This window comes from Anaerofustis sp. NSJ-163, assembly GCF_024135845.1.
GTDB classification, from domain to species: domain Bacteria; phylum Bacillota; class Clostridia; order Eubacteriales; family Anaerofustaceae; genus Anaerofustis; species Anaerofustis butyriciformans.
Genome location: NZ_JAMYJV010000002.1, coordinates 1 through 24,543, shown reverse-complemented (window position 1 = coordinate 24,543; position 24,543 = coordinate 1). Strand labels below are relative to the sequence as shown.

Sequence of the window (24,543 nt, the reverse complement as noted above, 5' to 3'; positions counted from 1 at the left end):
GATATGATGAAGAATTTATTTGGACTAACGTTAGAAGATTTGGAAAAAATAGTCATAGATGAATTTAAGGAACCTAAATTTAGAGCAAAGCAAATTTTTAAATGGCTTTATTCTTCTTATGTGAAAAATATCGATGAAATGACAAATTTATCCTTAAGTTTAAGAGATAAGTTAAAAAGTAAATATTATATTTCTCATTTACAACTTGAAAAGAAATTTGTTGAAAAGGGAAGTAATACAACAAAATTTTTATTAAAAACCGAAGATGATATTTTAATTGAAAGTGTACTTTTAACTTATGAGGCAGGCTCGACTCTTTGTGTTTCTACTCAGGCAGGTTGCAGGATGGGATGTGTTTTTTGTGAGTCAGGTAAATGCGGATTACTTAGGAATCTTACAAAAGGTGAGATTTTAAATGAAATTTATCTTGTAAACGAGATTGAAGATATAAAGGTATCAAATATTGTTTTGATGGGAAGCGGAGAACCTCTCGATAATTATGATGAGGTTATTGGTTTTTTAAAACTTGTAATGGATAAAGATACACTAAATATGTCAAAAAGAAGTATTACTTTATCTACTTGTGGTTTAAAAGATAAGATTTATCTTTTGGCAGATAGCGGATTAGATATTAATCTTGCTTTATCTCTTCATGCTCCTTTTCATGAAATGAGAGAAAGTATGATGCCTGTGGAAAAAGCAAATAATATCGATGATGTTTTACAGGCAACTTTTTATTATAGATTTAAAACCGGAAGAAGAATAACATATGAATATTGCTTAATAGAGGGAAAAAATGATACAATAGAGTGTATCAATAGACTTTATGAATTATTTAAAGATACTGATGGACTTATAAATGTAATAGGGGTAAATGATAATTCCAAAGAAACGGTAAATGACAAATATATTCATATATTTGTAAATAAACTTAGAAAAAAGGGAATAAACGTTACGCTTAGAAGAAGACTAGGAAGCAGTATAAATGCTGCTTGTGGACAGCTTAGAAGCAGATATTTAAATAAAGAGGTATAAAGATGAAATTAGTTGGAACCAGTGATGTTGGTATGCTTAGAGAAATTAATCAAGACAGTTTTTTAATGCTTGAAAATAAAGAAAAAGAAATTATTGCATTTGGCGTTGCTGATGGTCTTGGAGGACATAATGCCGGAGAACTTGCAAGTGCTCTTTGTATGGATATTTTAAGAGAGTATTTTAATATTTCTAATAAATTTTATGAAGAAATGAAAAAGGAAGTAAAAGGCATTATTGAATATGCAAATAAAAGAATCTTGGATTTTGCTAATGAAAACAAAGAAGCAGCAGGTATGGGGACTACTCTTACTTTGTGTATATATCATGAGGGAGAATGTTTTATAGTTCATATTGGCGATTCAAGATGCTATAAAATAAATAAAGATGAAATAAAACAAATTACGGTTGATCATTCTTTGGTTTCACATATGGTTGCAAGCGGAGAAATTACAAAAGAAGAAGCAGAGCATCATCCAAACAGGAACATAATTACAAATGCTCTTGGTACACAAGAAGAGTTCTTTATTGATACTTATGTTGAAAAGTTAAAAAAAGGTGATATTATTCTTATTTGTTCCGATGGTCTAAGCGAACATGTTGAAAATGAAGAAATAAAAGAAATAGTAAATAGTAATGATTTGGATACAGCAAAACATTTACTTGTGGATAAAGCAAATGAAAACGGCGGAAGTGACAATATAACTGTAGTATTGTTTGACGGAGGATTAGAATAATGATGATAGGAAGAGTTTTAAACGACAGATATGAAATAGTTCAATTTGTCGGACAAGGGGGAATGGCTAAGGTTTACTTAGGTTTTGATAAAGTTTTAAACAGAGATGTAGCCATAAAGGTTCTTCAAGAGGAGTTTACGGATAATGAACAATTCCTTAATAAATTTAAAAGAGAAGCCCAAGCTGCAGGAAAATTATCTCATCCTCATATCGTAAATATTTACGATACGGGTATTGATAACAATATTTATTATATTGTTATGGAATATGTTGATGGCGGAACTTTAAAAGATTATATTAACGCAAAAGGAAAACTTAGCTATAGAGAAAGTATCAATTATGCATTGGCTATTGCATCTGCACTTAGTCAGGCACATAAAAATAACATTATTCACAGAGATGTAAAACCTCAAAATATATTACTAACCAGAGCAAAAAGACTTCCAAAAGTTGCTGATTTTGGTATAGCACGTGCCATAACATCATCAACAATGACAATGGTAGATGAAACAATGGGAAGTGTTCATTATCTTTCTCCTGAACAGGCAAGGGGAGGATATCTTGATGCAAGATCAGATTTGTATTCTCTTGGAATTTTATTATATGAAATGGTAACAGGTAAATTGCCTTTCGATTCTGATTCTCCTGTTGCTGTTGCTTTAATGCAAATACAAGAAGATATAGTACCTCTTAGAGATATAGATCCCGAAGCTCCAAAAGGTCTTGAAGTTATTATTCAAAATCTTACTGCCAAATCTCCAAATGACAGATATCAAGATGCTGCAAGTTTAATAGAAGATTTGAAAAAAGTAAGAAGTGATTTTAATGCTCATATAAACAGAATAGGAATGGATGATACATCACCTACAGAGAGAATTCCTATTATCAGAGATGAAGAAATAGAGCAAGTTCCTAAAAGGGTTCCTCTTGAAAATACTGATGACTATGATAAATTAAGAGAAGATGAAGTAGAAAAAGATAAAAAAGATAAGAAAAAGAAAAAGGATAAAGAAGGAAAAGCAAATTGGTTTAAAAAACTTCCTTTAAAAATGAAAATTCTTACAGGAGTTTTAGCTGTTATGCTTATTGCTGGTATAGTATTTGCAGGAACAAGAATTTTTGCAAAGGAAATTACAGTTCCGAGTGTTGTAAATATGACACAGGCTGAAGCTATTGCAACTCTTGAAAAGGCAGGGTTAAAAGTAGATACTCCAAAGATGCAAAGTTCTACGGAAGTTGAAGCAGGTATGGTTATTTCTCAGTCTCCTACCGCAAATACTGTAATAAAATCTTATCAAAAAGTTACTATTGTAGTTTCAAGTGGACCAAAAGATGTTGAAATTCCTAATGTTGTAGGTATGCAGCAAGAAGAAGCCGAAGCTGCCATTACGGCCCTTGAACTTGAAGTCAAAGTTGTAAGTAAATATAATGATGATGTTGAAAAAGGTGAAGTTTATAAACAAGAACCAGCTGCAAAAGAAAGCATAAAGCAAGGCGAAACCGTTACTATTTATGTTAGTAAAGGTGTAAGTAAAGTTACAATGGAAGATTTAAGTGGTTTATCTTTAAGTGAAGCTAAAAGTAAAATCACATCTCTTGGTTTAGTTGTTGGGGATATAGAATATGATACAAGTGAAAAATATGGAAAAGATGTAGTAATCAGTTCTTCACCAAGTCAATATGAAGAAGTAACAAAAGGTTCAAGTGTTGATCTTGTTGTAAGTAAAGGTTTAATTCAAACTAAAACAATGGCAATAGATATCGGTGAATTCTGTAATAGTACAGGTAAAAAAGTTAAGGTTGATATTGTTTATGTAGATCCAGATGGAAATACATCAACAGCTTACAGCGGAACAGTAAAAGATACTGATATTATAAGGGTAACTTTTAAAGGATATGGAGTTGGATATTTTAAAGTATATATTAACGGAAGCGAAAAAGGTAATGGAGGAATAGTTACTTTCTAATATGCTAAAAGGAAAAATTTTAAAAGGAGTAGGCAGTTTTTATACTGTCTACTCTTATAACGATAATAAGGAATATACACTTAAAGCCAGAGGGGTATTTAGAAAACAAAAAATAACTCCGGTTGTTGGAGATGAAGTTTTATTTTCTGCCATGAATACCGAGGACGGAAGCATTGAAAAAATAGAAAAAAGAAGAAACGAACTTATTAGACCAAGTATTTCAAATGTAGATAATATTGTTATTGTGTGTGCATTAAAGCAGCCTGACATAAGTTTTTTTTTATTGGATAAAATGCTTATTAATGCTTATAACGAAAATGTTGAAATATATATTTGTTTTAATAAATGTGATCTTTGTACAAAAGAAGAAATAGAAGAAATAAAAAATATATATAAAAATTCAGGTTTTAATTTAATATTTACAAGTAATATTACAAAGGAAGGCATAGAGGAAATTAAACCGATACTTAAAAATAAAACTACTGTTTTTATGGGAGTATCGGGAGCAGGTAAATCTTCTATGATTAATTCCTTATATGATAATTATAAACTTGAAACATCACATGTCAGCAGGAAAATAAAAAGAGGGAGACATACAACAAGACATAGTGAACTTTTCATGGAAAATGAAAATACATTTGTTGCGGATACTCCCGGATTTTCATCTCTTGAAGTTTTTGATGTAAAAAAGGAAGATTTATATCATTATTATAATGAGTTTATTGAATATATAGATTGTAAATTTCCTAATTGTGTTCATATAAACGAACCTGTGTGTGGCGTTAAGGATGCAGTTAAAGATGGAAAAATCAATATTACAAGATATAATACATATAAACAAATTTTTGAAGAAATTAAATCAAAGGAAAATAAATATTAATGAAATTTTTAATGGTCAGCGGCGGAGAAGTCAGCGATTATAATTTTTTGAAAAATGAAATAGATAAGTTTGCACCTGATTATATAGTTGCAATAGATAAAGGTGCAAATCATCTTAGTAAAATAGGAATAAAAGCAGATGTCTTAATAGGGGATCTCGACAGCATAGATATTAATTTAAAAGAAAAATATAAAGATAAAATTTTAAAACTACCTGTTGAAAAAGATGATACCGATACGGCTGTTGCTCTTGATTATGCTATGGATAATGGAGCAAAAGAAATTAAAATATATGCATCGGTTGGTTCTAGATTTGATCATACATATGCTAATGTCTTATTATTAAAAAGAGCCCTTGATAAAAATATAAAATGTACTTTAATAAACGAACAAAATAAGATTAGTTTACATAATAAAAGTTTTAGTATAAAAGAAATGGTTGGAAGTACAGCATCATTTTTTGCATTTGACAAACCTGTTACTTTAACTTTAAATGGATTTTATTATCCTTTAGATAAATATCTTATGAAAAAATATGATCCTTTAGGAGTAAGCAATAAAGTAACAAGTAATAATGCAGAAGTTATATTTGAAGAAGGAGAGCTTCTTAGTATTATTGCAAGGGATAAATAAGGGAAAAAATAAAAAAATATATAAAAATGTTTAAAAAATATACAAATAGGTTTGCATTTAGTTAAAATCTTTGTTATAATACTATGTACTGTGAATAAGTAAGAAATTATGTTTTAGATATAGGAGGAATATATTATGCCTAAAGAATGTTATGTATGCGGTAAAAAGATTACAAGCGGTAACCAAGTAAGTCACTCAAACATTCATACAAAAAGAACTTGGAAACCTAACTTAAAAAAAGTAAGAATCGTAGAAGATAATACAACAAAAAATGTACAAGTTTGTACAAGATGTTTACGTTCAGGTAAAGTAGAAAGAGCGTAAGTTTAATTTAATATACGATAAATAAAGATAGTTTTTAACTATCTTTTTTTATTACCTTCCTATATTATGAAAATTATCTTTGAACATATGGAAAAAACAATAAATTACACCTGCAATTATTAATGCATACCAAATCCATTTAGGGAAAACTAAAATAAGTAAAATAAATATGATACAGGCAAGAAGACAATCGATAATTAATCTGTCGTTGTGGCAATTCATTTTTACTCCTCCTTTGTTTATACTATATAGTATTAAAGGATTTAAAAATATGTGAATAATTAAATAAAAAAAGCCCTGGTGTAAGGGCTTATATTTTAATAGCTATTTTCTATTTCTTTTATTTTGTCATATAGATAGTCGTTAAGAGGTGTTTCTATATTATGTTTTTTACCTAATTTTTTTATAGTTCCAGCAAAAAGCTCGACTTCTGTTTTTCTTTTTGCTTTTGTATCTTGACGAAGGGATGGTGCATTGTCTGGGCTTAATGTATCCATTAAAGCCATCCAATCATTTATTTCTATATCTGTAAGTTCTATTCCTTCCGCTTTTGCGACCTTTTGAACTTCTTTCATAACATTTATAACCATTTCTCTTGGTTTGCCTTGTTTTTGAATTCCTCCGTATGTTGTTTCATATACTGCAACTACTTGGTTTACAGCATCGTTTAACATAAGTTTGCTCCAAAGGTTATGTAAAATGTTATCAGGTATTTCGTATGGAAGATTTGAATTTATAAACAGTTCCTCTACTTTTTTTACATCTTCTGTTATTATATTGTCTTTGTTTCCATAGCATATTGTTCCAACTTTTGAAAAAGAAACATTGTTATTTTCTTTTTGAGCATCCATTCCGTGTACTTCGCAGTATAAAAGATGTTTTTCTCCGTAATGTTCTTTTATAATATTTTCACTTTCTATTCCATTCATTACAGATAAGAAAATGGTATCATCTTTAACAAAATTTTTAACGGATTTTATAGCTTCATCCATTCCGGTAAATTTAACTGCGAATATTATAAGATCCGCTTTTTGCTCATTTTCTTTATCACATACAAAGTTAAAATTATATTTTTCTCCATTAATAATATAATCCATATTCTTATATTTTTTTACCCTGTCTTCATCAGCGATAAAATATACTTCATCTTTAAGATAATCTTGTAAATATGATGCATACATTAACCCTAAAGCACCTGCACCTATTATAAATACATTTTTTATTTGCATATAATTCACTCCTTATCTTTTATATTTTATCATAAAAGATGGATTTGTCTAAGATATATTAAAACTTTACAAGGTATAAAAACACAGGTATAATTAAATTAATTTAAAGTGACGGAGAAAATATGAAAAAAAGAAATTTTAAAAAGAATTTACCATACATTATACCCATATGTATTTTAGTATTATTTGTTGTATTTAAGCTTTTTACAATGGATATTTCCTTTGGAGAAATAAAATGTAATTTAAGTGATAATCCGAATATTGTAAGTTTATTAAAGGAAGCAAAAAGCAAAGAAAAAACGCTTCAAATAAATGGAGCAATAGGGGATACTTCTTACTGTTATGAATATGAAAGCAGTGATATTACAGGATATGAAAACAGTGACTTAAATTTAAAAAGTTTTGATGAATACAATAATAATTTAAAAGAAACTTTGGGATGTGAAAATATTGTATCATTTGAATACAGTGAAAATATAAAATTAAACGGAACTCCTAAGTTAGTATTTTATAATTTAAAAGAAGGCAATTATTCTTTATTTGAAATAAGAGAAGGTAATATTTATTATTTGAGCGATACAGTTACAAATAAAAATGAAGTATCTTTTGATGTATCCAATACTTCTTACGTTTATGTTTTGGCAAGTGGAGTAGATGATGATACTATTTCAAAATTAAAAAATGATAAACTTGAAATAAAAACTTCTTCAGATGAAGAAAAGACAAAACTTATTGCTGCAACAGAAAAAAAAGGCGAAGAAGAAAATAATCAAAATAAGAAAGAATATTACTTTAATTTAACTATTGAATGTAAGGAAGCAGTAGAAAATATTGATTTAATAAAAGAAGAAAAAAGAAAGTATATTCCATCAAACGGATATATATTTGGACCTAAAAAGGTTGTTTTTTATGAAGGAGAAAATCTCTATGAAGTTCTTTTCAGAGAGTTAAAAAAAGCAGGAATTCCTTTTGATGCGAGTGGGTATAGTGAGTATTCTACGGCATATGTAAAGGGAATAAATAATCTATATGAATTTGACCTTGGGGCATCTTCAGGTTGGGTTTATTATGTAAATGGAAAGCAGCCTAATTATGGTTGTTCTGATTATATTCTAAAAAGTGGTGATGAGGTCGTTTGGAAATATATTAAAGGAAGGTAAAATATGAATAACAGGGGGATGTTTGTAAGTTATAGCTCATATGTAAATATTCTATATTTTATAGGTGTAATGGTTATAAATATGTTTTTTATGCACCCTGTTATTTTATTTATTTCTTTTGTTTCTTCATTAACCTATAGCCTTTATTTAAACGGAATGAAAAGCTTAAAATTTGATTTGTTTGTTTTATTTCCTCTTTTATTATTTATCATTCTTGTAAATCCTTTGGTTAATCATCAAGGCACTACGATACTTTTTTATATAAATAATCAAATGATAACAAAAGAATCAATTTTATATGGAATATTTGCCGGAATGATGATAATAAATATGTTTTTGTATTTTTCATCTTTTAACAAAATTATGACAGGGGATAAAATAATGTCTGTCTTAAAGTTTGTTTCAAGAAAGTTATCTTTAATTTTTGTAATGACTTTAAGATTTGTTCCAAGATACAAAAACGAATTTAATAAAATTAAGGTGTCTCAACAGTGTTTAAATGAAGGGCTTAATGATGGTAATTTCTTTGACAGAATAAGACATGGTTCAAATATGATGTCTTCTCTTGTTACTTTTGCCCTTGAGGATGGAATTGATACTGCAGATACGATGATTGCAAGGGGATATGGACTAAAAAATAAAAGTAATTATAAAAGGGAAAAATTTACAAGTGATGATAAAGTATTTTTTACATTGATGATAATACTTTTTTTGATTGTAACAATTGGAATTATTAGAGGACAGTTTTATATTAACTTTTTCCCTGATTTTATTTTTACGGAATTATCTATACATAATGCTTTATATTTTGTAAGTTATTTTATTTTTGCAATGGTTCCTATGATAATTGAAATAAAGGAGGCTTTGGTTTGGAATTTATCAAAATAGATAATCTTAGTTTTTCTTATCCACATAAAAAGAATGTTTTAAAAAATATCTCTTTTAACATTGATAAGGGGGATTTTGTTTTGCTGTTTGGTAAATCAGGAAGCGGAAAGTCTACTTTATTAAAACATTTAAGCATAAGCCTTGCTCCTTACGGAGAGAAAAAAGGAAAAATATATTATAAGGGAATTGAAAGTGAGAATATTTCTTTAAAGGAAAGATGTGAAAAAATAGGGTATGTAATGCAGAATATTGATGCACAAATTGTAACCGATAAAGTATGGCATGAACTGGCTTTTACACTTGAAAACTTAGGATATGATAATGCAAAAATGCACAGCAGAATGGCAGAGATAACAAGTTTCTTTTCTATGTCATCTTGGCTTGATAAAGATACTTCGTCTCTTTCCGGAGGAGAAAAACAAAAATTAAATTTAGCTGTTAGTATGCTTACTTTTCCAGATGTTCTTCTTTTAGATGAACCTACTTCTCAACTTGACCCTGTAATGAGAGATGAGTTTATAAGGCTTTTGAAGAGAATAAATGAAGACTACGGTACGACAATTATTATAACGGAACACTCCTTTGAAGGTATTATTGAAAATGTGGATAAATGTGTACTTATTGATAATGGAAGATTCGTATTTAACTCAGATAAGCTATCCTTAACTGATGAAATAATAGAAAATAAAAAGCAATATTATGAATTTCTTCCAGCTGTTACAAAATTTGGACATGAGATTTTAAATAAAAATAATATTTTAACGGTAAATGAAGCAAAGAAGAATTTAATAAAATCAAATATTAATTTAAAAGAAAAGATTGGAAAAATAAAACATAGAAGCAAAGAAAGCATAATTGAAGTTAAAAACGTTTCTTTTAAATATAGTAAACTTGAAAGAAATATTTTAAAAGATGTATCTTTAAAAATATATAAAGGGGATTTTTTATCTATTATAGGTCCAAATGGTGTTGGTAAAAGTACATTTTTAAATTTGCTTATTGGTTCTTTGAAGCCAAATAAAGGGAAAATTATTAAAAATGGAAAAATAGCGATGCTTCCGCAAAATCCCGTAAGTCTTTTTATTAAATCAAAAGTAAAAGATGATTTATATGATATTGATGAAAATTATATGGAGCTTGTAGATGAGTTTGATGTTTCTTCATTAATCGAATCTCATCCTTATGATTTATCCGGAGGAGAGATTGAACTAATGGCTCTTATTAAGGTGCTTTTGGTTAATCCGGATATAATCATTTTAGATGAACCAACAAAGGGAATGGATGTAATATATAAACAAAAGCTTGGTGGGTTTCTTAATAAGCTTAATGAAAAAGGTATTACGATAGTTATAATAAGCCATGATTTAGAGTTTATTGGAAAATATATTCCGTACTGCTCTATTATGTTTGATATGGATATTATGCCTTTTAAAGAAACCAGAGAGGTTTTTGGGGAAAGTTATTTTTATACTACCGATATAAATAGAATTACAAAGGATAATTTAAAAAATATAATAAATTTACATGAGGTTTTTATAGATGAAAACAAAACAGTATAAATCTTTTATAATTTCCTTTGTTGTACTTTTTATATTGGTTCCTATAATTATTTTTATATCTCAAAGTAACAATTCAAATTACCTTTTACCAAGTTTTATGATAATTTTTGTTTCCTTTTTACCTTTTGTGTATATTTTTGAAAATAAAAAGATAAGAGTGAGGGAAATTGTATTAATATCAAGCATGTCTGCAATTGCAGTACTTGGGAGAATTGTATTTTTCTTTGTTCCTCAAATAAAAGTCACTTCAGCAATTATAATTGTTTCAGCGGCTACTCTTGGGAGTGAAGCAGGATTTTTTATTGGCGTTGTTTCTGCCTTTGTTTCAAATTTCTTTTTTGGACAAGGAAGTTATACAATATGGCAGATGTTTGCTTTTGGTATGGTTGGTTTTTTAAGCGGAATAATTTTTAAGTCTGAAAGGATAAAAAACAATAGAATTTTAGTTTGTATAATAGGTTTTATTTTAACATTTTTAGTTTATGGAGGTGTTGTGAATTTTCATTCACTTGTTTTATATACTTCTAAAATTAACTTTGAAAGTTTTAAGGCGGTATACCTATTATCACTTCCTTTTGACTTTATTCATGCTTTATCAACAAGTGTGTTTTTATGGTTTATACAAAGACCTTTTTTTGAAAAAATTGATAGAATAAAAGAAAAATATGGTATCATATATCATAGATAGAATAAAGTTTTTTGTTTATATAACTTATTAAATGTTAAGGGAAGCAGGTTGGAATCCTGCACAGTCTGTGCTGCTGTATTAGTGTAGTAAATATCAATATGCCACTTAAAGGGAAGGCGGTATTTACGTTGAAACTTAAGTCAGAAGACCTATTTAATAAGACCTATAAACTCTACACAGGAAATAGAGTATGGTAAAAAATTATATGGTATTTTTTACTGCTCTAAGCCTGAAAAAAGGCTTATTTTTATTTAAAATTAGAGGAGGAAAAATATGAAACAATTAAGAAAAAGAATTATTTTTGCACTACTTTCTTTATTGATGGTTCTATCTTTTAGTATGCCTGCTTTTGCATCTAATGCACAAGAAACTTTAACAACTTCACAAAAAGCATTAAATGCCATAAATTCTGCAGCAACTTTTAGACTTTCAACTCTTGAAAATCCATCAACAGGAAACAATAACGAAGGAGATTGGTTTATCTTTGCACTTCAAAGAGGTGATGTAGAAATGGCAAACAAAGAAGAATATACAAATAAGTATATTTCTAATGTAAAAAGCAATATTTCATCTCTTCAATATCCGTCAGATTACGCAAGAGTGATAATAACTCTTACATCTCTTGGTGTTGATTGCAGCAAAGAATTTGAAGGGGTAAATTTACTTGAAAAAATGCTTGCAGATAAAGCAAGTTTTGAAGGTACATTTGCTTCAAATGCAATATATGCTCTTATTGCCCTAAATTGTAATGACTATGATATTCCAAGCACATGCGATATTACACAAGATGATTTGGTATCTGCTTTACTTTCTTATAAAGATGAAAAAACAAATCTTTTCTATTTTAGTACAGATAAAACATATGGAACGGATTTAGATACAACATTTATGGCAAATCAAGCTTTAAGTTTATGTAATGTAAGTGATGATAATTTAAAAACACAAATTCAAAATGCAAAAACAGCTTGTATTGAAACAATAAAATCTTCACAAAGCGCAAGCGGAGCAATTAGTTCTTATGGAATGGATAATGCTTGTACAACAGCTCAAGCAATTGTTGCATTAACACAAATGGGAGAAGATGTTAACAGTTATCAAAAAGACGGTAAAACATTAGTAGACGGCCTTCTTTCTATGCAAGATAGCAATACAAATGGTTTTATAGGATATACAGGTAAGGCGGATATTCAAACGACTGATCAAAGTTTATATGCGTTAGTTGCTTATTCAAGAAGTGAACAAGGCTTAAATACTTTATTTGATATGAACAGTACAGATACATTATCTTTCGATCCTGATTCATTCTCTGCTAAAGTAGATAAATTCTTTGATAATATAAAAGGATTTTTCCAAAGATTATTTTAATATTTAAATAAGAAAACAGAAGTTTTAAGGCTTCTGTTTTTCTTTGAAAATTTTACAAAAAAATAATTGAAAAAATTTTAATATAGATAAAATAATACTTGTATATATAAAAAAATTGTATTATAATATGTGAAAGTTTTGAAATTTCAGACATTTTAAAGCTAAAGGTGTTAAAACATAAAATATCTAATAATAATTAAATATTTTATGTCTTAATTTGCCTTAATATATAAAATATTTAATTTGGAGGAACAAAATGGATTATATTAATAAAGTTTTAGAACAAGTAAAAGCTAAAAATCCAAACGAACCGGAATTTAATCAAGCTGTTATGGAGGTACTTGAAAGTTTAAGACCTGTTATTGAAGCTCATCCTGAATATGAAGATATGGGTATTCTTGAAAGAATGACAGAACCTGAAAGAGCAATTATGTTTAAGGTTCCATGGGTTGATGATAATGGTAAAGTACAAGTAAATAGAGGTTTTAGAGTACAATTTAATGGTGCTATCGGACCTTACAAAGGTGGTTTAAGATTCCATCCAAGTGTTAACTTAAGTGTAATTAAATTCTTAGGTTTTGAACAAGTATTCAAAAACTCACTTACAACACTTCCTATAGGTGGTGGTAAAGGTGGTTCTGATTTTGATCCTCAAGGAAAATCAGATGCTGAAATTATGAGATTTTGTCAAAGTTTCATGAGTGAATTATATCGTCATATCGGACCAGATGTTGACGTTCCTGCAGGGGATATTGGTGTAGGCGGAAGAGAAATCGGATACTTATACGGACAATACAGAAGAATCAGAGGCGCTTTTGAAAACGGAGTGCTTACAGGTAAAGGAATTCCTTATGGCGGAAGTTTAATCAGACCTGAAGCAACAGGTTATGGTGCAATGTACTATGCTGAAGAAGTATTAAAAGTTTTAAATGATTCTTTTGAAGGAAAAACTTTAATCGTAAGTGGTTATGGTAACGTTGCTTGGGGTGTATGTAAAAAAGCTAAAGAATTAGGAGCAAAAGTTGTTTCTATTTCAGGTAGAGATGGATATGTATATGATAAAGACGGAATCAATACAGATGAAAAAATTGATTTCTTACTTCAAATCAGAGAACGTAACGATGTTAAATTAAAAGATTATGCTGAAAAATTTGGTGCTGAATTCCATGCAAAAGAAAAACCATGGGGACTTAAAGGTGATATAGCTATCCCATGTGCAACTCAAAATGAAATCGGTATTGAAGAAGCTAAACAATTAAAAGCAAACGGAGTAAAACTTGTTGTTGAAGGTGCAAACATGCCAACTACTCCAGAAGCAATGGAATATTTTAAAGAAAATGACGTAATTTTAGGACCTGCAAAAGCAGCAAATGCCGGTGGTGTTGCAGTATCAGCTTTAGAAATGGCTCAAAACTCAATGAGATATTCATGGAGTGCAGAAGAAGTAGATGCAAAATTAAAATCTATTATGCAAAGCATTCATGAAAACAGTAAAAATGCAAGTGAAAAATATGGACTTGGCTATGATTTAGTAGCAGGTGCAAACATTGCAGGATTTGAAAAAGTTGTAGAAGCTATGATTGCTCAAGGTATCTATTAATTAAATTATTTAATTATAAATGATATATCATCTATTTAAACTTTAAAGGACCTTTAAAGGTCCTTTTTAATTTTGTATAAAAATAAATTTTATGTAATTTTAAATTAAATTTTTTATAAAATTAATATTAAATTTTAAAGATATAAAAATATGTAAGAGAATATTTATTGACAAAAAAATTTTTAAAGAATATAATGAAATAATTAAGAAAACGAAAAGGTGGTGAAGAAAATGGATGCAGGAAGTAGTATTGGCATTGAATCCGGGGGGCGTATGAAATCGGTATTAAATGTACTGCTTTTTTTGTGCGTTCATTTTCTACCAACATTATAAGCTCTCGTTTGATGTTTTGTATCCAATTTTTACAAAATGAACAAAGGAGAATTAATTTTAGCGTATTTAGAAAATCGTGATTTTAGAAGTATAAAAAATACGATAAAAGACATGAATTTTGCGGATATTGCTCTTCTTTTTGATGAAATATCTTTAGAGGATATACCGCTTATTTTTCGTGTTTTACCAAAAGATACGGCAAGTGATGTTTTTGTTGAACTTGATAATGAAAAAAAAGAATATTTAATAAGAAGTTTTACGGATGAAGAATTAAAAGAAGTTTTAGATTTAATGTTTGTTGACGATACTGTAGATATTATAGAAGAAATGCCGGCAAATGTTGCAAAAAGAATTTTAAAACATACTAAATCCGATACAAGAAAATTAGTTAATGAGATTTTAAAATATCCTGAAGATAGTGCCGGAAGCATTATGACAACTGAGTTTGTTTCTCTTAGAAAAGATATGGATGTTTATGAAGCTTTTTTAAAGATTAAGGCGACCGGTGTTGATAAGGAGACTATATATACTTGTTATGTAACAGATAATACAAAAAAGCTTATAGGTATTGTTTCCACTAAAGATTTACTTCTATCCGACATGGAAGAAAAAATAGAAGATATAATGGAAACAAATATAATATATGTAAATACCGTGGATGATAGAGAAGAAGTTGTAAAAGTATTCGATAAATATGACTTTTTGGCAGTTCCGGTAGTTGATAATGAAAGAAGACTTATAGGTATTGTAACAGTTGATGATGCTATTGATGTAATCGTACAGGAAGATACAGAAGACTTTCAAAAAATGGCTGCTATGGCTCCAAATGAAGATACTTATTTTAAAACTTCTGTCTTTACACATGCAAAAAAGAGATTTGGATGGCTATTATTTTTGATGCTATCTGCAACTTTTACTCAAACTATAATAACCCATTATGAAGCCGCTTTTGCAACTATACCTCTTCTTGCTGCGTTTATTCCTATGATAAGTGATACAGGCGGAAATTGTGGTTCTCAAAGCGCTACAATGATAATAAGAGGTATGTCTTTAGATGAAATAAGACCAAGAGATATTTTAAAAGTAATATTAAAGGAAAGTGAAATATCTTTAATGGTCGGTATTGTCTTAAGTGTTGTAAATGGAATAAGAATAATTATTACATATCATAGTTTTGTTTTGGCATTGGTTCTTGGACTAACTTTAATGTGTACTGTATTTATGTCGAAACTTTTAGGCGGTATTCTGCCAATGATAGCAAAACAGGTTCATTTAGACCCTGCTGTTATGGCATCTCCGCTTATTACAACCATAGTTGATGCATGTTCTTTGATAATATATTTTAATATAGCAATGCATATACTAAAAATTTAAAGGAGAGTTATATGGAAGAGAAAATATTAGAATTACTTAAACAAAGAAATTTTTTTGAGTTAAAAAAATTATTGGAAACATTGAATCCAGCCGATATAGCTTCTCTTTTTGATGAAATATCCACAGAAGATGTATTGCTTGTTTTTAGATTATTACCAAAAGAAACAGCTGCGGATACTTTTGTTGAATTGGATAATGATAATCAAGAATATCTTATAAAAGCATTTAGTGACGAAGAACTTAAAGAAGTATTAGACTTATTATTTGTGGACGATACTGCGGATTTGGTTGAAGAAATGCCTGCAAACGTAGCAAAGAGAGTACTTAAACATACAGATATTGCTACAAGAAAAATGATTAATGAGATACTTAAATATCCTGAAGATAGTGCCGGAAGCATTATGACAACTGAGTTTGTGTCTTTAAAAAAAGATATGACTGTTTTAGATGCTTTAAATAAAATAAAAGCAACAGGGGTAGATAAGGAAACGATATATACCTGTTATGTAACAGATAATACAAAAAAACTAATTGGTTTGGTTTCCACAAAAGATATTTTATTATCCGATATGGATAAATATATTGAAGATATAATGGAAACGAACATAATCTATACTCATACTCTTGCAGACCAAGAAGATGTAGTTAAAATGTTTGATAAGTATGACTTACTTGCAATTCCTGTTGTTGATAAAGAAGACAGGCTTATCGGTATTATCACGGTTGATGATGCTATCGACGTAATCAGAGAAGAAAATACCGAAGACTTTGAAAAAATGGCAGCTATGATGCCAAGTGAAGAAAGTTATTTTAAGACTTCTGCATTTAAACATGCAAAAAACAGGATAATGTGGCTTTTATTTTTGATGTTATCAGCAACAATGACTCAAGCTGTTATAACTCACTATGAGGCTGCTTTTGCAACTGTTCCTTTACTTGTAGCTTTTATTCCAATGATTACAGGAACAGGAGGAAACTGCGGTTCTCAAAGTTCTACAATGATAATCCGTGGGCTTGCTTTGGATGAAATAGAACCTAAAGATATATTTAAAGCTATGTTAAAAGAAGGAGAAATAGGTCTTTTGGTAGGTGTTGCTCTTGCTGTAGTAAACGGAATAAGAATAATGATTTTTTATCATGATTCCGTATTGGCTTTAGTGCTTGGAATAACACTTGTTGCAACCATTATTATGGCAAAATTAATGGGGTGTGTTCTTCCTATATGTGCAAAGAAATTAAAACTTGACCCTGCTATTATGGCTTCACCATTAATTACGACTCTTGTTGACACTTGTTCTATTTTAATTTATTTTAACGTTGCACTTCAAATTATGAATTTATAAAATAACCGGATAATCCGGTTATTTTTTTAATGCTTTTTTATACATATATTTTAATTCTTTTGTGATATTATCTTTTTTCCCATAATATTTTTCTCTTTCTTTTAAAGCTATATAAATGCTTAAGCTTTCGTAATATTTTTCGTTGATCTTTAACACTTGGTGCATAGATGTTATTTTTTCATTAAAATGACAATGATGGTTTTTTCTTTGTAAATCATAATAATTTCTTATATGGTTTGTAATGTTATATTTAAAGTGTTTAAAAATGTTTGTATTATATTTGTCTAGATTTTTTTTATTTGTTATTTCCCTTATTCCATTGTTTAGATAATTAAAAAAAAATTCTTTTTCTATTGATTTATTACAAAGAAGTTGTGCGTTTATCTTTATTTCTTTTATGTTCATTTTCTGTCTCCTTTAAGATAAATATACCATGTTTTAAAGAAGAAAAATTAACGACTAATTGTAAGTTTTTTATTATTAAATTAAGATTAAATTAAAGTATATTTGTTAAAAATAAAAAAATAATGTGATAAAATATAAAATAAAACTTTTATGGAGTGTAGACATGAAATTTGATATAAATAAAGAATATGCTCTTGCTTTAAGCGGAGGTGGAGTAAGGGGTGCATACCAAATAGGAGTATGGCGTGCTTTAATTGAAGAAGGAATAAAAATAAAAGCCGTTTGCGGAACCAGTATTGGTGCTATAAACGGAGCATTGATTGCACAAGATGATTTTGATATGGCTTTGAAACTTTGGAGTGAACTTACTCCTGATATTGTTTATAACAAAGAAAGTAATGTAATAGACAGAATCAGGGATATTTCAAAGCTTGAAACTCTTTTAAAAGATAATCTTGATGAAGAGAAAATTAGAAACAGTGATATTGATTTTGGACTTGTAACTTTTAATTTAACAACAAAAGAACCGGTTATAATTTTTAAAGATGAAATACCAGAAGGTAAAATGGCGGATTATATTTTGGCAAGTGCAAATTATCCTGTTTTTTATCGTAAAGAAATTGATGAAGAAATTTACGTTGACGGAGGAATATATGATAATCTTCCTAGAAAACCTCTTGCGGATAAAGGATATAAAGATATTATAGAAGTTGATATTAATCCTCCTTTAAGTGATATAACAAAGAAAAATGTATGTGATGATGTAAATATTTATAATATTACCAGTAAGCATAGTCTTCACGGACAATTTATATTTAACCAAAAACAATTAAATGATAATTTAAGTAAAGGCTATCTTGATGTAAAACTATATAACGATGAGTTTTTATCTTCACATTTTTATGTTAAAAAACCAACAAATAATTATGACATATCTTTGAAACCAAAGGATATAGCAAGGCTTATTTTAGATGATAGATTTATCGGTATATTTTTAAATAATAAAATAGTTAGAAACTGCATAATATACATTAATGATTATTATAAGTCAAAGAATGGTTATGACGATGGAGATTTATCCATTAGAGATGAAAGGTTCTTTATGGCTGCAATGGAAATAACAGCAGAGGTTTTAGATGTTGAACCAATAATGCTTTATTCATATGAAGAGTTTAGAGTCTGTGTTGTAAGAGAAATATATAAATTGATTTCTAAAGAAGAAGTAATAACTGATTTAATTAAAAATGGACCTTTTAATTCTAAAAATGATTTAAAAGATTATTTTGATAAGAAAACTATCTTGGCATTACTTATCTTTTTAAGCTATAAAAATCAAACTTTGGAAAAAATCATATATAAAATTTCACCTAAAATATTGATATCATTTATTACATCTTTTATTGTTATGAACAGACTAAATTTTGATTTAGTTATAGAAGATTAGTCAATTATCAACAAATAAACACTGCATAATTAAGGGAAAAACGTGAATTTTACTAAAAGTTATCCACATACAAACAAGTTATCCACAGTTTTCCACAATAAAACATATAATTTTAAAAGAAAATGTTTTAATAAGAATTTTATTACATTTTAAAAATTATGTGAAATATTTGTGTAATATGACTATATATTTGTCATTTTGTTTAAAGAAATAAAAAAAACTTCAAATTTTTGTTAAATTGTATTATAATTATTAAGATATTTTGTTTAAGGAGTAAGTAACGTGGGGGATGTAAAAACAAATTTTATAACCAATGAAATAGATAAAGATATAGAAAACGGAGTTTATGCAAAAGACGAAATTTATACACGTTTTCCGCCTGAGCCTAACGGATTTTTGCATATTGGTCATGCAAAAGCAATATGTATAAATTTCCTAACAGCAAAGAAATACAACGGTAAGACAAATCTTCGTTTTGATGATACAAATCCTGCAAAGGAAGATACTTTATATGTTAATGCAATAAAGGAAGATATAAGCTGGCTTGGTTTTGAGTGGGCAAAAGAACTTCATGCATCTAATTATTTTGATAAGATGTATGATTACGCCGTTGAACTTATTAAAAAAGGGCTTGCTTATGTTGATGATCAAAGTTATGAAGAAATGAAAAAGAACAGGGGAAATTTAAATACTCCCGGAGTTGATTCACCATATAGAAACAGAAGTATAGACGAAAACTTAAAGCTTTTTGAGGAAATGAAAGAAGGAAAATATGAAACAGGTTCAAAAGTTTTAAGAGCAAAAATAGATATGGCAAGTCCAAATATGAACATGAGGGATCCTGCTTTATATAGAGTTGTTCATGAAGAGCATCATAATACTAAAGGTAAGTGGTGCGTTTATCCTATGTATGACTTTGCCCATCCTATTGAAGATGCAATTGAAGGAATAACACATTCTTTATGTTCTCTTGAATTTGAAGACCATAGACCGCTATATGACTGGGTACTTGATAATCTTGATGATTACAAAGAAAAAAGACCAAGACAGATTGAATTTGCAAGACTTAATTTAACAAATCAAGTTATGAGTAAAAGATATCTTAGACAGCTTGTTGATGAAGGATATGTTGATGGATGGGATGATCCAAGAATGCCTACGATTTCAGGTTTTAGAAGAAGAGGGGTAACACCTGAAGCTATAGTTAATTTCTGTGAGGAAATTGGTGTCAGCAAGTCTAACTCAACTGTAGACAGCGGAATGTTAGAACATTTTATAAGAGATGATTTAAAACTTAAAGCTGACAGAGTAAATGCTGTTTTAAATCCTTTAAAACTTACAATTACAAATTATCCTGAAGGCGAAATTGAAATGCTTGAAATGGAAAATAATCAAGATATAGAAAATGGAGAAAAAAGAGAAGTTCCTTTTGGCAGAGAGCTTTATATTGAAAGAGAAGACTTTATGGAAAATCCTCCTAAAAAATATTTTAGATTATTCCCAGGTAATGAAGTAAGACTTAGAGGAGCATATTTTGTAAAATGCAATGAAGTTGTTAAAGACGAAAATGGAGAAGTTGTTGAAATAAAATGTACTTATGACCCTGAAACAAAATCAGGAAGTGGATTTACAGGAAGGAAAGTAAAAGGTACGATTCACTGGGTAGAAAGAAGCACAGCGATTAAAGCAAAAGCAAGGTTACTTGAACCTTTATTCAATACAGAAGTTTCAAGTGATAATTTCCTCGATATGGTAAATAAAGATTCGCTAAACGAAAAAGAAATTTATGTTGAACCATTCCTTAAAAATGCAAAAGCAGGGGATAGATTCCAATTCGTGAGAAATGGATATTTTAGTGTAGATCCTAAATTATCTAAAGATGAATTAGTGTTTAACAGAATAGTATCTCTAAAATCAAGCTGGAGACCACCTAAAAAATAAAAAGAGCCTTTAGGCTCTTTTTTTATGCTGCACCGCTTCCGAAAAGTACCTGCTCCATTTTTCTTATTGCTGCGGTTTTTATTCTTGAAGTATATTCTCTTGTAAGTTGTATTTCTCTTGATATTTGAAGCATATTTTTATTATTTATAAAAAACTCGGTTATAATTTTTCTTTCAAGATTTGTTAAGCAGTCCATTGCTTTATTAATTTTTTCTACTTTGTCTTCAATTTCTTTTTCTTCTCTAAGTTCTAAAATTTTATTATAGATAATATATTCTTTTAAAAGATGTTCTGTCTTTTTATAATTTTTGCTCTTCATTTTTTTACTCCTTAATTTTCAATTCTTCTTTATTTTCAGTTTTTTCTTTGTTTAATATGAATTATATTCATATTTTAATATGTATAACAATAAATGTCAATATTTTTATGAATAATATTCAATATTAATCAAAAATATCTTTACAATATGAATGAAATTCAATATAATATAAATATATTTTAAATATTAATAACAAAAATGACAATAAACGGAGAAATAAAAATGTTTGGTGAAAAACTTAGAGCGTTAAGGAAAAAAAATAATATGACTCAGGTTGATTTGGCAAAGGCACTTGACCTTGATAAATCTTCCATTGCAAAGTATGAGAGTGCGGGGATAATACCTTCAGTTGACACTTTACAAAAAATTGCTTCTTTGTTTAAAGTTTCCATAGATTATCTATTAAATGCACAGCTATATGATATAAACAATATAGTGAATGTTGAGATAATAGGAACTGTTGTTGCAGGAAGAGACGGTATAGCAACTTATGAATTTCTTGGTGTTTCTCAGGCTATAAACATAAATGACAAAGAAGAATATAAATATCTTAAGGTAAGAGGGGAGAGTATGTCTCCTCAAATTATGGAAGGAGATTTGGCTCTTGTAAGGCTTCAATCTGATGTGGACAGTGGAGACCTTGCTGTTGTAATAATCGACGGTGAAGAAGGCGTAATAAAAAAAGTGCAAAAGACGGAAAACTCTATTTCTCTTATTTCTTTTAATCCAATGTATGAAACAAGAGTCTTTGTAGGAAAAGATATGGAAAAAATTATGATATTTGGTAAAGTCGTTAAAGTTGAAAGATGTTATTAACATGTGGTTAATAAAAATTTGATTTGGTTAAATTTCATTCAATAGTATTTCTTTAATATTTTATGTAAAATATTATTAAGAAAATGTTTTAGAGGTATTAATTAAATGAAAATAGGAAATATTATCAAAGAAAAAAGAATTGAAAAAGGACTTACTCAGGAAAAAGTTGCAAAGTATTTAAATGTTAGTGCTCCTGCCGTAAACAAATGGGAGAAAGGATACACTTACCCTGATATAACCCTTATACCACCTCTTGCCAGACTTTTAGGTACAGATGCAAATACTCTGCTTTCTTTTAAGGACGATTTAAGTAAAAATGAAATAGCTTTTATCTTAAATGACATAACATCAAAAATGGAGAATGAGTCTTTTGTTGATGCTTATAATACTGCAATGGAAAGAATAAAAGAATATCCAAACAGTGAGGAATTGATATTTTATTCTGCGTTGGTTTTATCAGGTGGTATAGAGCTTTATTATACTTCAAATAAGGATTATTATAAAGAAGAGCTTGATAATCTTTTTAAAAGGGTAATAGATGGGGATAATGACGAAATAAGAGAACAAGCATTAAAAATAGTTTGCTCAAAATATATACAAAATAATGAGTTTAATAAAGCTGAAGAAATTATTTTGAAGTTAGATGATAAAAGTTTTGATAATAAAATGTTAAAAAATTCTTTTTATCTTAAAAAAGGAGAGTTTGATAAATCTTTAAAACTGCTTCAAGAAGAACTGTTTATAAAAATTACCGAAATACAAAATTTATTACTTTATATGATAAATAATATGCTTGAAACAGATAATGTTGAAGATAGTGAATATATAGCTGGGAAGATGGAAGAAGTTGCAGATGTTTTTAGTATGTGGGAATATAATAAATACATAGGCAAATGGCAGATTTTTGTGCATGAACAAAATGTAGATAAAACTATTGAGTTTATGGAAAAGCTTATATCCGCTATGAAATTTGAATTAAAACATGACAGTATTTTATTTTCAAAAATTAACTATAAAAATAATATGGATATATCCAAACAATTATTAAGAGGTCTTATTCAAGAAGTTAAAACCGCTGAAGAGTTAAGTTACCTAAATAAAAGCGAAAAGTTTTGGAATTTTATAGAAAAGTATTATAATGAAATAAAGAAATAAAAGGAGATAAATATCATGAAAGAAGAAAGACCTTGCAGTAACCAATATAAGGATGAATGCCCTTGTACATACCCTTGTGATAACCACGGAAGATGTTGCGATTGTGTTGCTCATCACAGAGAATGCGGAGGAATTGTAGCTTGTTTGAAACAAAATAAATAACACACTTTGGGGTGTGTTATTTTTTTACTCAATTTGTTCAGGTACTAAAATCGGCATCATCTTCACGTTTACAAGAAATTAGTTTTACAATAACTCAATTTGTTCAGGTACTAAAATGAGAACCTTTACTTTCACCTCATGGACTACGTTTTACAATAACTCAATTTGTTCAGGTACTAAAATCGAGGGTGTTGAGGTTGCCCATGTCGTCACGTTTTACAATAAGTCAATTTGTTCAGGTACTAAAATTGTCGGCGATGTGCCTGCTGTCCCTTTAACGTTTTACAATAACTCAATTTGTTCAGGTACTAAAATTTTAATACAGAAACTAAAACATTTACACCAGTTTTACAATAACTCAATTTGTTCAGGTACTAAAATTAGGGTCGTTGTATATTGTTTCTTCCGCAAGTTTTACAATAACTCAATTTGTTCAGGTACTAAAATAGAGTTCGTCTGTATATTCCATTAGATTAGTTTTACAATAACTCAATTTGTTCAGGTACTAAAATTGTTGCCATTTAATAACTCCTTTCTTCTGTGTTTTACAATAACTCAATTTGTTCAGGTACTAAAATATCTTTTTCAATTCCTAATCCTACTGTTGTGTTTTACAATAACTCAATTTGTTCAGGTACTAAAATGTCGTGGTGTAAGAGTAAAATATGCAAGCGGTTTTACAATAACTCAATTTGTTCAGGTACTAAAATACACCTACACTTTTAAGAATGGCACAAAATGTTTTACAATAACTCAATTTGTTCAGGTACTAAAATAATCTGCCCAACGTTCTACACTTGAAATAGGTTTTACAATAACTCAATTTGTTCAGGTACTAAAATAGATAGGAGGATAAAATGTCTGCATTTAGAGTTTTACAATAACTCAATTTGTTCAGGTACTAAAATAGCTGAAGTAGTAAAAGAAACTGAAAAAGCGTTTTACAATAACTCAATTTGTTCAGGTACTAAAATTGAAGATTCGGCAAAAGAATGCAAAGTTGAGTTTTACAATAACTCAATTTGTTCAGGTACTAAAATTCTCTTCCTAAAATATTAAATAATTCATCAGTTTTACAATAACTCAATTTGTTCAGGTACTAAAATAGATAGGAGGATAAAATGTCTGCATTTAGAGTTTTACAATAACTCAATTTGTTCAGGTACTAAAATAGCTGAAGTAGTAAAAGA

Annotated in this window: 23 protein-coding genes, 1 CRISPR repeat array and 1 riboswitch; of the genes, 19 read left to right on the top strand and 4 right to left on the bottom strand. The window is 28.7% G+C overall.

The window, feature by feature from the left end; translation table 11 throughout:
• The first annotated feature begins 6 nt into the window (after nt 1–6).
• The 6 genes from rlmN to rpmB all read left to right on the top strand — a co-directional run bounded on the left by rlmN (nt 7) and on the right by rpmB (nt 5,572).
• Complete coding sequence (gene rlmN, locus M6G78_RS02360) at nt 7–1,035, top strand: 23S rRNA (adenine(2503)-C(2))-methyltransferase RlmN (protein ID WP_171020602.1); 1,029 nt, start codon at nt 7–9, stop codon at nt 1,033–1,035.
• Nucleotides 1,036–1,037: 2 nt separating this feature from the next.
• A complete protein-coding gene (locus tag M6G78_RS02355) occupies nt 1,038–1,769 on the top strand; it encodes a Stp1/IreP family PP2C-type Ser/Thr phosphatase (protein WP_138268872.1) in 732 nt (243 codons plus the stop codon).
• Nucleotides 1,769–3,736 (top strand): Stk1 family PASTA domain-containing Ser/Thr kinase, encoded by a 1,968-nt coding sequence (gene pknB, locus M6G78_RS02350; RefSeq protein ID WP_138268873.1) that lies wholly within the window; start codon nt 1,769–1,771, stop codon nt 3,734–3,736. The genes M6G78_RS02355 and pknB overlap by 1 nt, the downstream gene beginning before the upstream one ends.
• A gap of 1 nt (nt 3,737) precedes the next feature.
• On the top strand, nt 3,738–4,616 hold the full coding sequence (rsgA, locus tag M6G78_RS02345; protein ID WP_138268874.1) for a ribosome small subunit-dependent GTPase A: 879 nt from the start codon (nt 3,738–3,740) through the stop codon (nt 4,614–4,616).
• On the top strand, nt 4,616–5,248 hold the full coding sequence (locus M6G78_RS02340) for a thiamine diphosphokinase (protein WP_138268875.1): 633 nt from the start codon (nt 4,616–4,618) through the stop codon (nt 5,246–5,248). Before rsgA ends, M6G78_RS02340 begins: the two co-directional genes overlap by 1 nt.
• A gap of 135 nt (nt 5,249–5,383) precedes the next feature.
• Entirely contained in the window at nt 5,384–5,572 is a 189-nt protein-coding gene (gene rpmB / locus M6G78_RS02335; protein WP_138268876.1) for a 50S ribosomal protein L28, read from the top strand.
• 51 nt (nt 5,573–5,623) lie between these two features.
• On the opposite strand, the gene M6G78_RS02330 is transcribed toward rpmB, so the two are convergent.
• Both M6G78_RS02330 and M6G78_RS02325 read right to left on the bottom strand, forming a co-directional pair.
• Nucleotides 5,624–5,794 (bottom strand): hypothetical protein, encoded by a 171-nt coding sequence (locus tag M6G78_RS02330; RefSeq protein WP_171020603.1) that lies wholly within the window; start codon nt 5,792–5,794, stop codon nt 5,624–5,626.
• A 95-nt stretch (nt 5,795–5,889) separates the two neighbouring features.
• Nucleotides 5,890–6,801, bottom strand: a complete 912-nt coding sequence (locus M6G78_RS02325) for a ketopantoate reductase family protein (protein WP_138268877.1) — start codon at nt 6,799–6,801, stop codon at nt 5,890–5,892.
• A gap of 122 nt (nt 6,802–6,923) precedes the next feature.
• On the opposite strand from M6G78_RS02325, the gene M6G78_RS02320 reads away from it, so the two are divergent.
• The 8 genes from M6G78_RS02320 to mgtE (M6G78_RS02285) all read left to right on the top strand — a co-directional run bounded on the left by M6G78_RS02320 (nt 6,924) and on the right by mgtE (M6G78_RS02285) (nt 17,111).
• Nucleotides 6,924–7,961 carry a DUF4430 domain-containing protein gene (locus tag M6G78_RS02320; RefSeq protein WP_138268878.1) on the top strand — a complete coding sequence of 346 codons (1,038 nt, stop codon included), beginning with the start codon at nt 6,924–6,926 and terminating at the stop codon, nt 7,959–7,961.
• A 3-nt stretch (nt 7,962–7,964) separates the two neighbouring features.
• Nucleotides 7,965–8,849: an energy-coupling factor transporter transmembrane component T gene (locus M6G78_RS02315; RefSeq protein ID WP_138268879.1), complete on the top strand. Its 885-nt coding sequence runs from the start codon at nt 7,965–7,967 to the stop codon at nt 8,847–8,849.
• Entirely contained in the window at nt 8,831–10,408 is a 1,578-nt protein-coding gene (locus M6G78_RS02310) for an ABC transporter ATP-binding protein (protein ID WP_138268880.1), read from the top strand. The genes M6G78_RS02315 and M6G78_RS02310 overlap by 19 nt, the downstream gene beginning before the upstream one ends.
• The gene (locus M6G78_RS02305) at nt 10,389–11,096 is read left to right on the top strand and encodes an ECF transporter S component (protein WP_138268881.1); all 708 of its coding nucleotides are present in this window, start codon (nt 10,389–10,391) and stop codon (nt 11,094–11,096) included. The genes M6G78_RS02310 and M6G78_RS02305 overlap by 20 nt, the downstream gene beginning before the upstream one ends.
• Nucleotides 11,084–11,268: riboswitch (cobalamin riboswitch) on the top strand. Its footprint overlaps the gene before it by 13 nt.
• 101 nt (nt 11,269–11,369) lie before the next feature.
• Nucleotides 11,370–12,461: a hypothetical protein gene (locus tag M6G78_RS02300; protein WP_138268882.1), complete on the top strand. Its 1,092-nt coding sequence runs from the start codon at nt 11,370–11,372 to the stop codon at nt 12,459–12,461.
• 256 nt (nt 12,462–12,717) lie between these two features.
• Nucleotides 12,718–14,061, top strand: coding sequence for an NADP-specific glutamate dehydrogenase (gene gdhA, locus M6G78_RS02295; protein ID WP_138268883.1), 1,344 nt, complete (start codon nt 12,718–12,720; stop codon nt 14,059–14,061).
• A gap of 369 nt (nt 14,062–14,430) precedes the next feature.
• Nucleotides 14,431–15,768: a magnesium transporter gene (gene mgtE, locus M6G78_RS02290; RefSeq protein WP_138268884.1), complete on the top strand. Its 1,338-nt coding sequence runs from the start codon at nt 14,431–14,433 to the stop codon at nt 15,766–15,768.
• A gap of 11 nt (nt 15,769–15,779) precedes the next feature.
• Entirely contained in the window at nt 15,780–17,111 is a 1,332-nt protein-coding gene (gene mgtE, locus M6G78_RS02285; protein WP_138268885.1) for a magnesium transporter, read from the top strand.
• Nucleotides 17,112–17,129: 18 nt separating this feature from the next.
• On the opposite strand, the gene M6G78_RS02280 is transcribed toward mgtE (M6G78_RS02285), so the two are convergent.
• Nucleotides 17,130–17,516, bottom strand: a complete 387-nt coding sequence (locus tag M6G78_RS02280; protein ID WP_138268886.1) for a hypothetical protein — start codon at nt 17,514–17,516, stop codon at nt 17,130–17,132.
• Between the two features lie 163 nt (nt 17,517–17,679).
• On the opposite strand from M6G78_RS02280, the gene M6G78_RS02275 reads away from it, so the two are divergent.
• Together M6G78_RS02275 and M6G78_RS02270 are read left to right on the top strand one after the other, a co-directional pair.
• Nucleotides 17,680–18,960 carry a patatin-like phospholipase family protein gene (locus M6G78_RS02275; RefSeq protein WP_138268887.1) on the top strand — a complete coding sequence of 427 codons (1,281 nt, stop codon included), beginning with the start codon at nt 17,680–17,682 and terminating at the stop codon, nt 18,958–18,960.
• Between the two features lie 282 nt (nt 18,961–19,242).
• Nucleotides 19,243–20,901 carry a glutamine--tRNA ligase/YqeY domain fusion protein gene (locus tag M6G78_RS02270; protein ID WP_138268888.1) on the top strand — a complete coding sequence of 553 codons (1,659 nt, stop codon included), beginning with the start codon at nt 19,243–19,245 and terminating at the stop codon, nt 20,899–20,901.
• A 22-nt stretch (nt 20,902–20,923) separates the two neighbouring features.
• Here M6G78_RS02270 and M6G78_RS02265 read toward each other — a convergent pair whose 3' ends face one another.
• Complete coding sequence (locus M6G78_RS02265) at nt 20,924–21,220, bottom strand: sigma factor-like helix-turn-helix DNA-binding protein (protein WP_138268889.1); 297 nt, start codon at nt 21,218–21,220, stop codon at nt 20,924–20,926.
• A 222-nt stretch (nt 21,221–21,442) separates the two neighbouring features.
• On the opposite strand from M6G78_RS02265, the gene M6G78_RS02260 reads away from it, so the two are divergent.
• From M6G78_RS02260 to M6G78_RS02250, 3 genes are all read left to right on the top strand, one after another.
• Complete coding sequence (locus tag M6G78_RS02260; protein ID WP_171020605.1) at nt 21,443–22,036, top strand: LexA family transcriptional regulator; 594 nt, start codon at nt 21,443–21,445, stop codon at nt 22,034–22,036.
• Nucleotides 22,037–22,141: 105 nt separating this feature from the next.
• Entirely contained in the window at nt 22,142–23,191 is a 1,050-nt protein-coding gene (locus tag M6G78_RS02255; RefSeq protein ID WP_253229514.1) for a helix-turn-helix domain-containing protein, read from the top strand.
• 15 nt (nt 23,192–23,206) lie between these two features.
• A complete protein-coding gene (locus tag M6G78_RS02250) occupies nt 23,207–23,353 on the top strand; it encodes a hypothetical protein (RefSeq protein WP_253229513.1) in 147 nt (48 codons plus the stop codon).
• A gap of 15 nt (nt 23,354–23,368) precedes the next feature.
• Nucleotides 23,369–24,529: direct repeats of the CRISPR family, unit length 36 nt; unit sequence GTTTTACAATAACTCAATTTGTTCAGGTACTAAAAT.
• Nucleotides 24,530–24,543 lie beyond the last annotated feature (14 nt).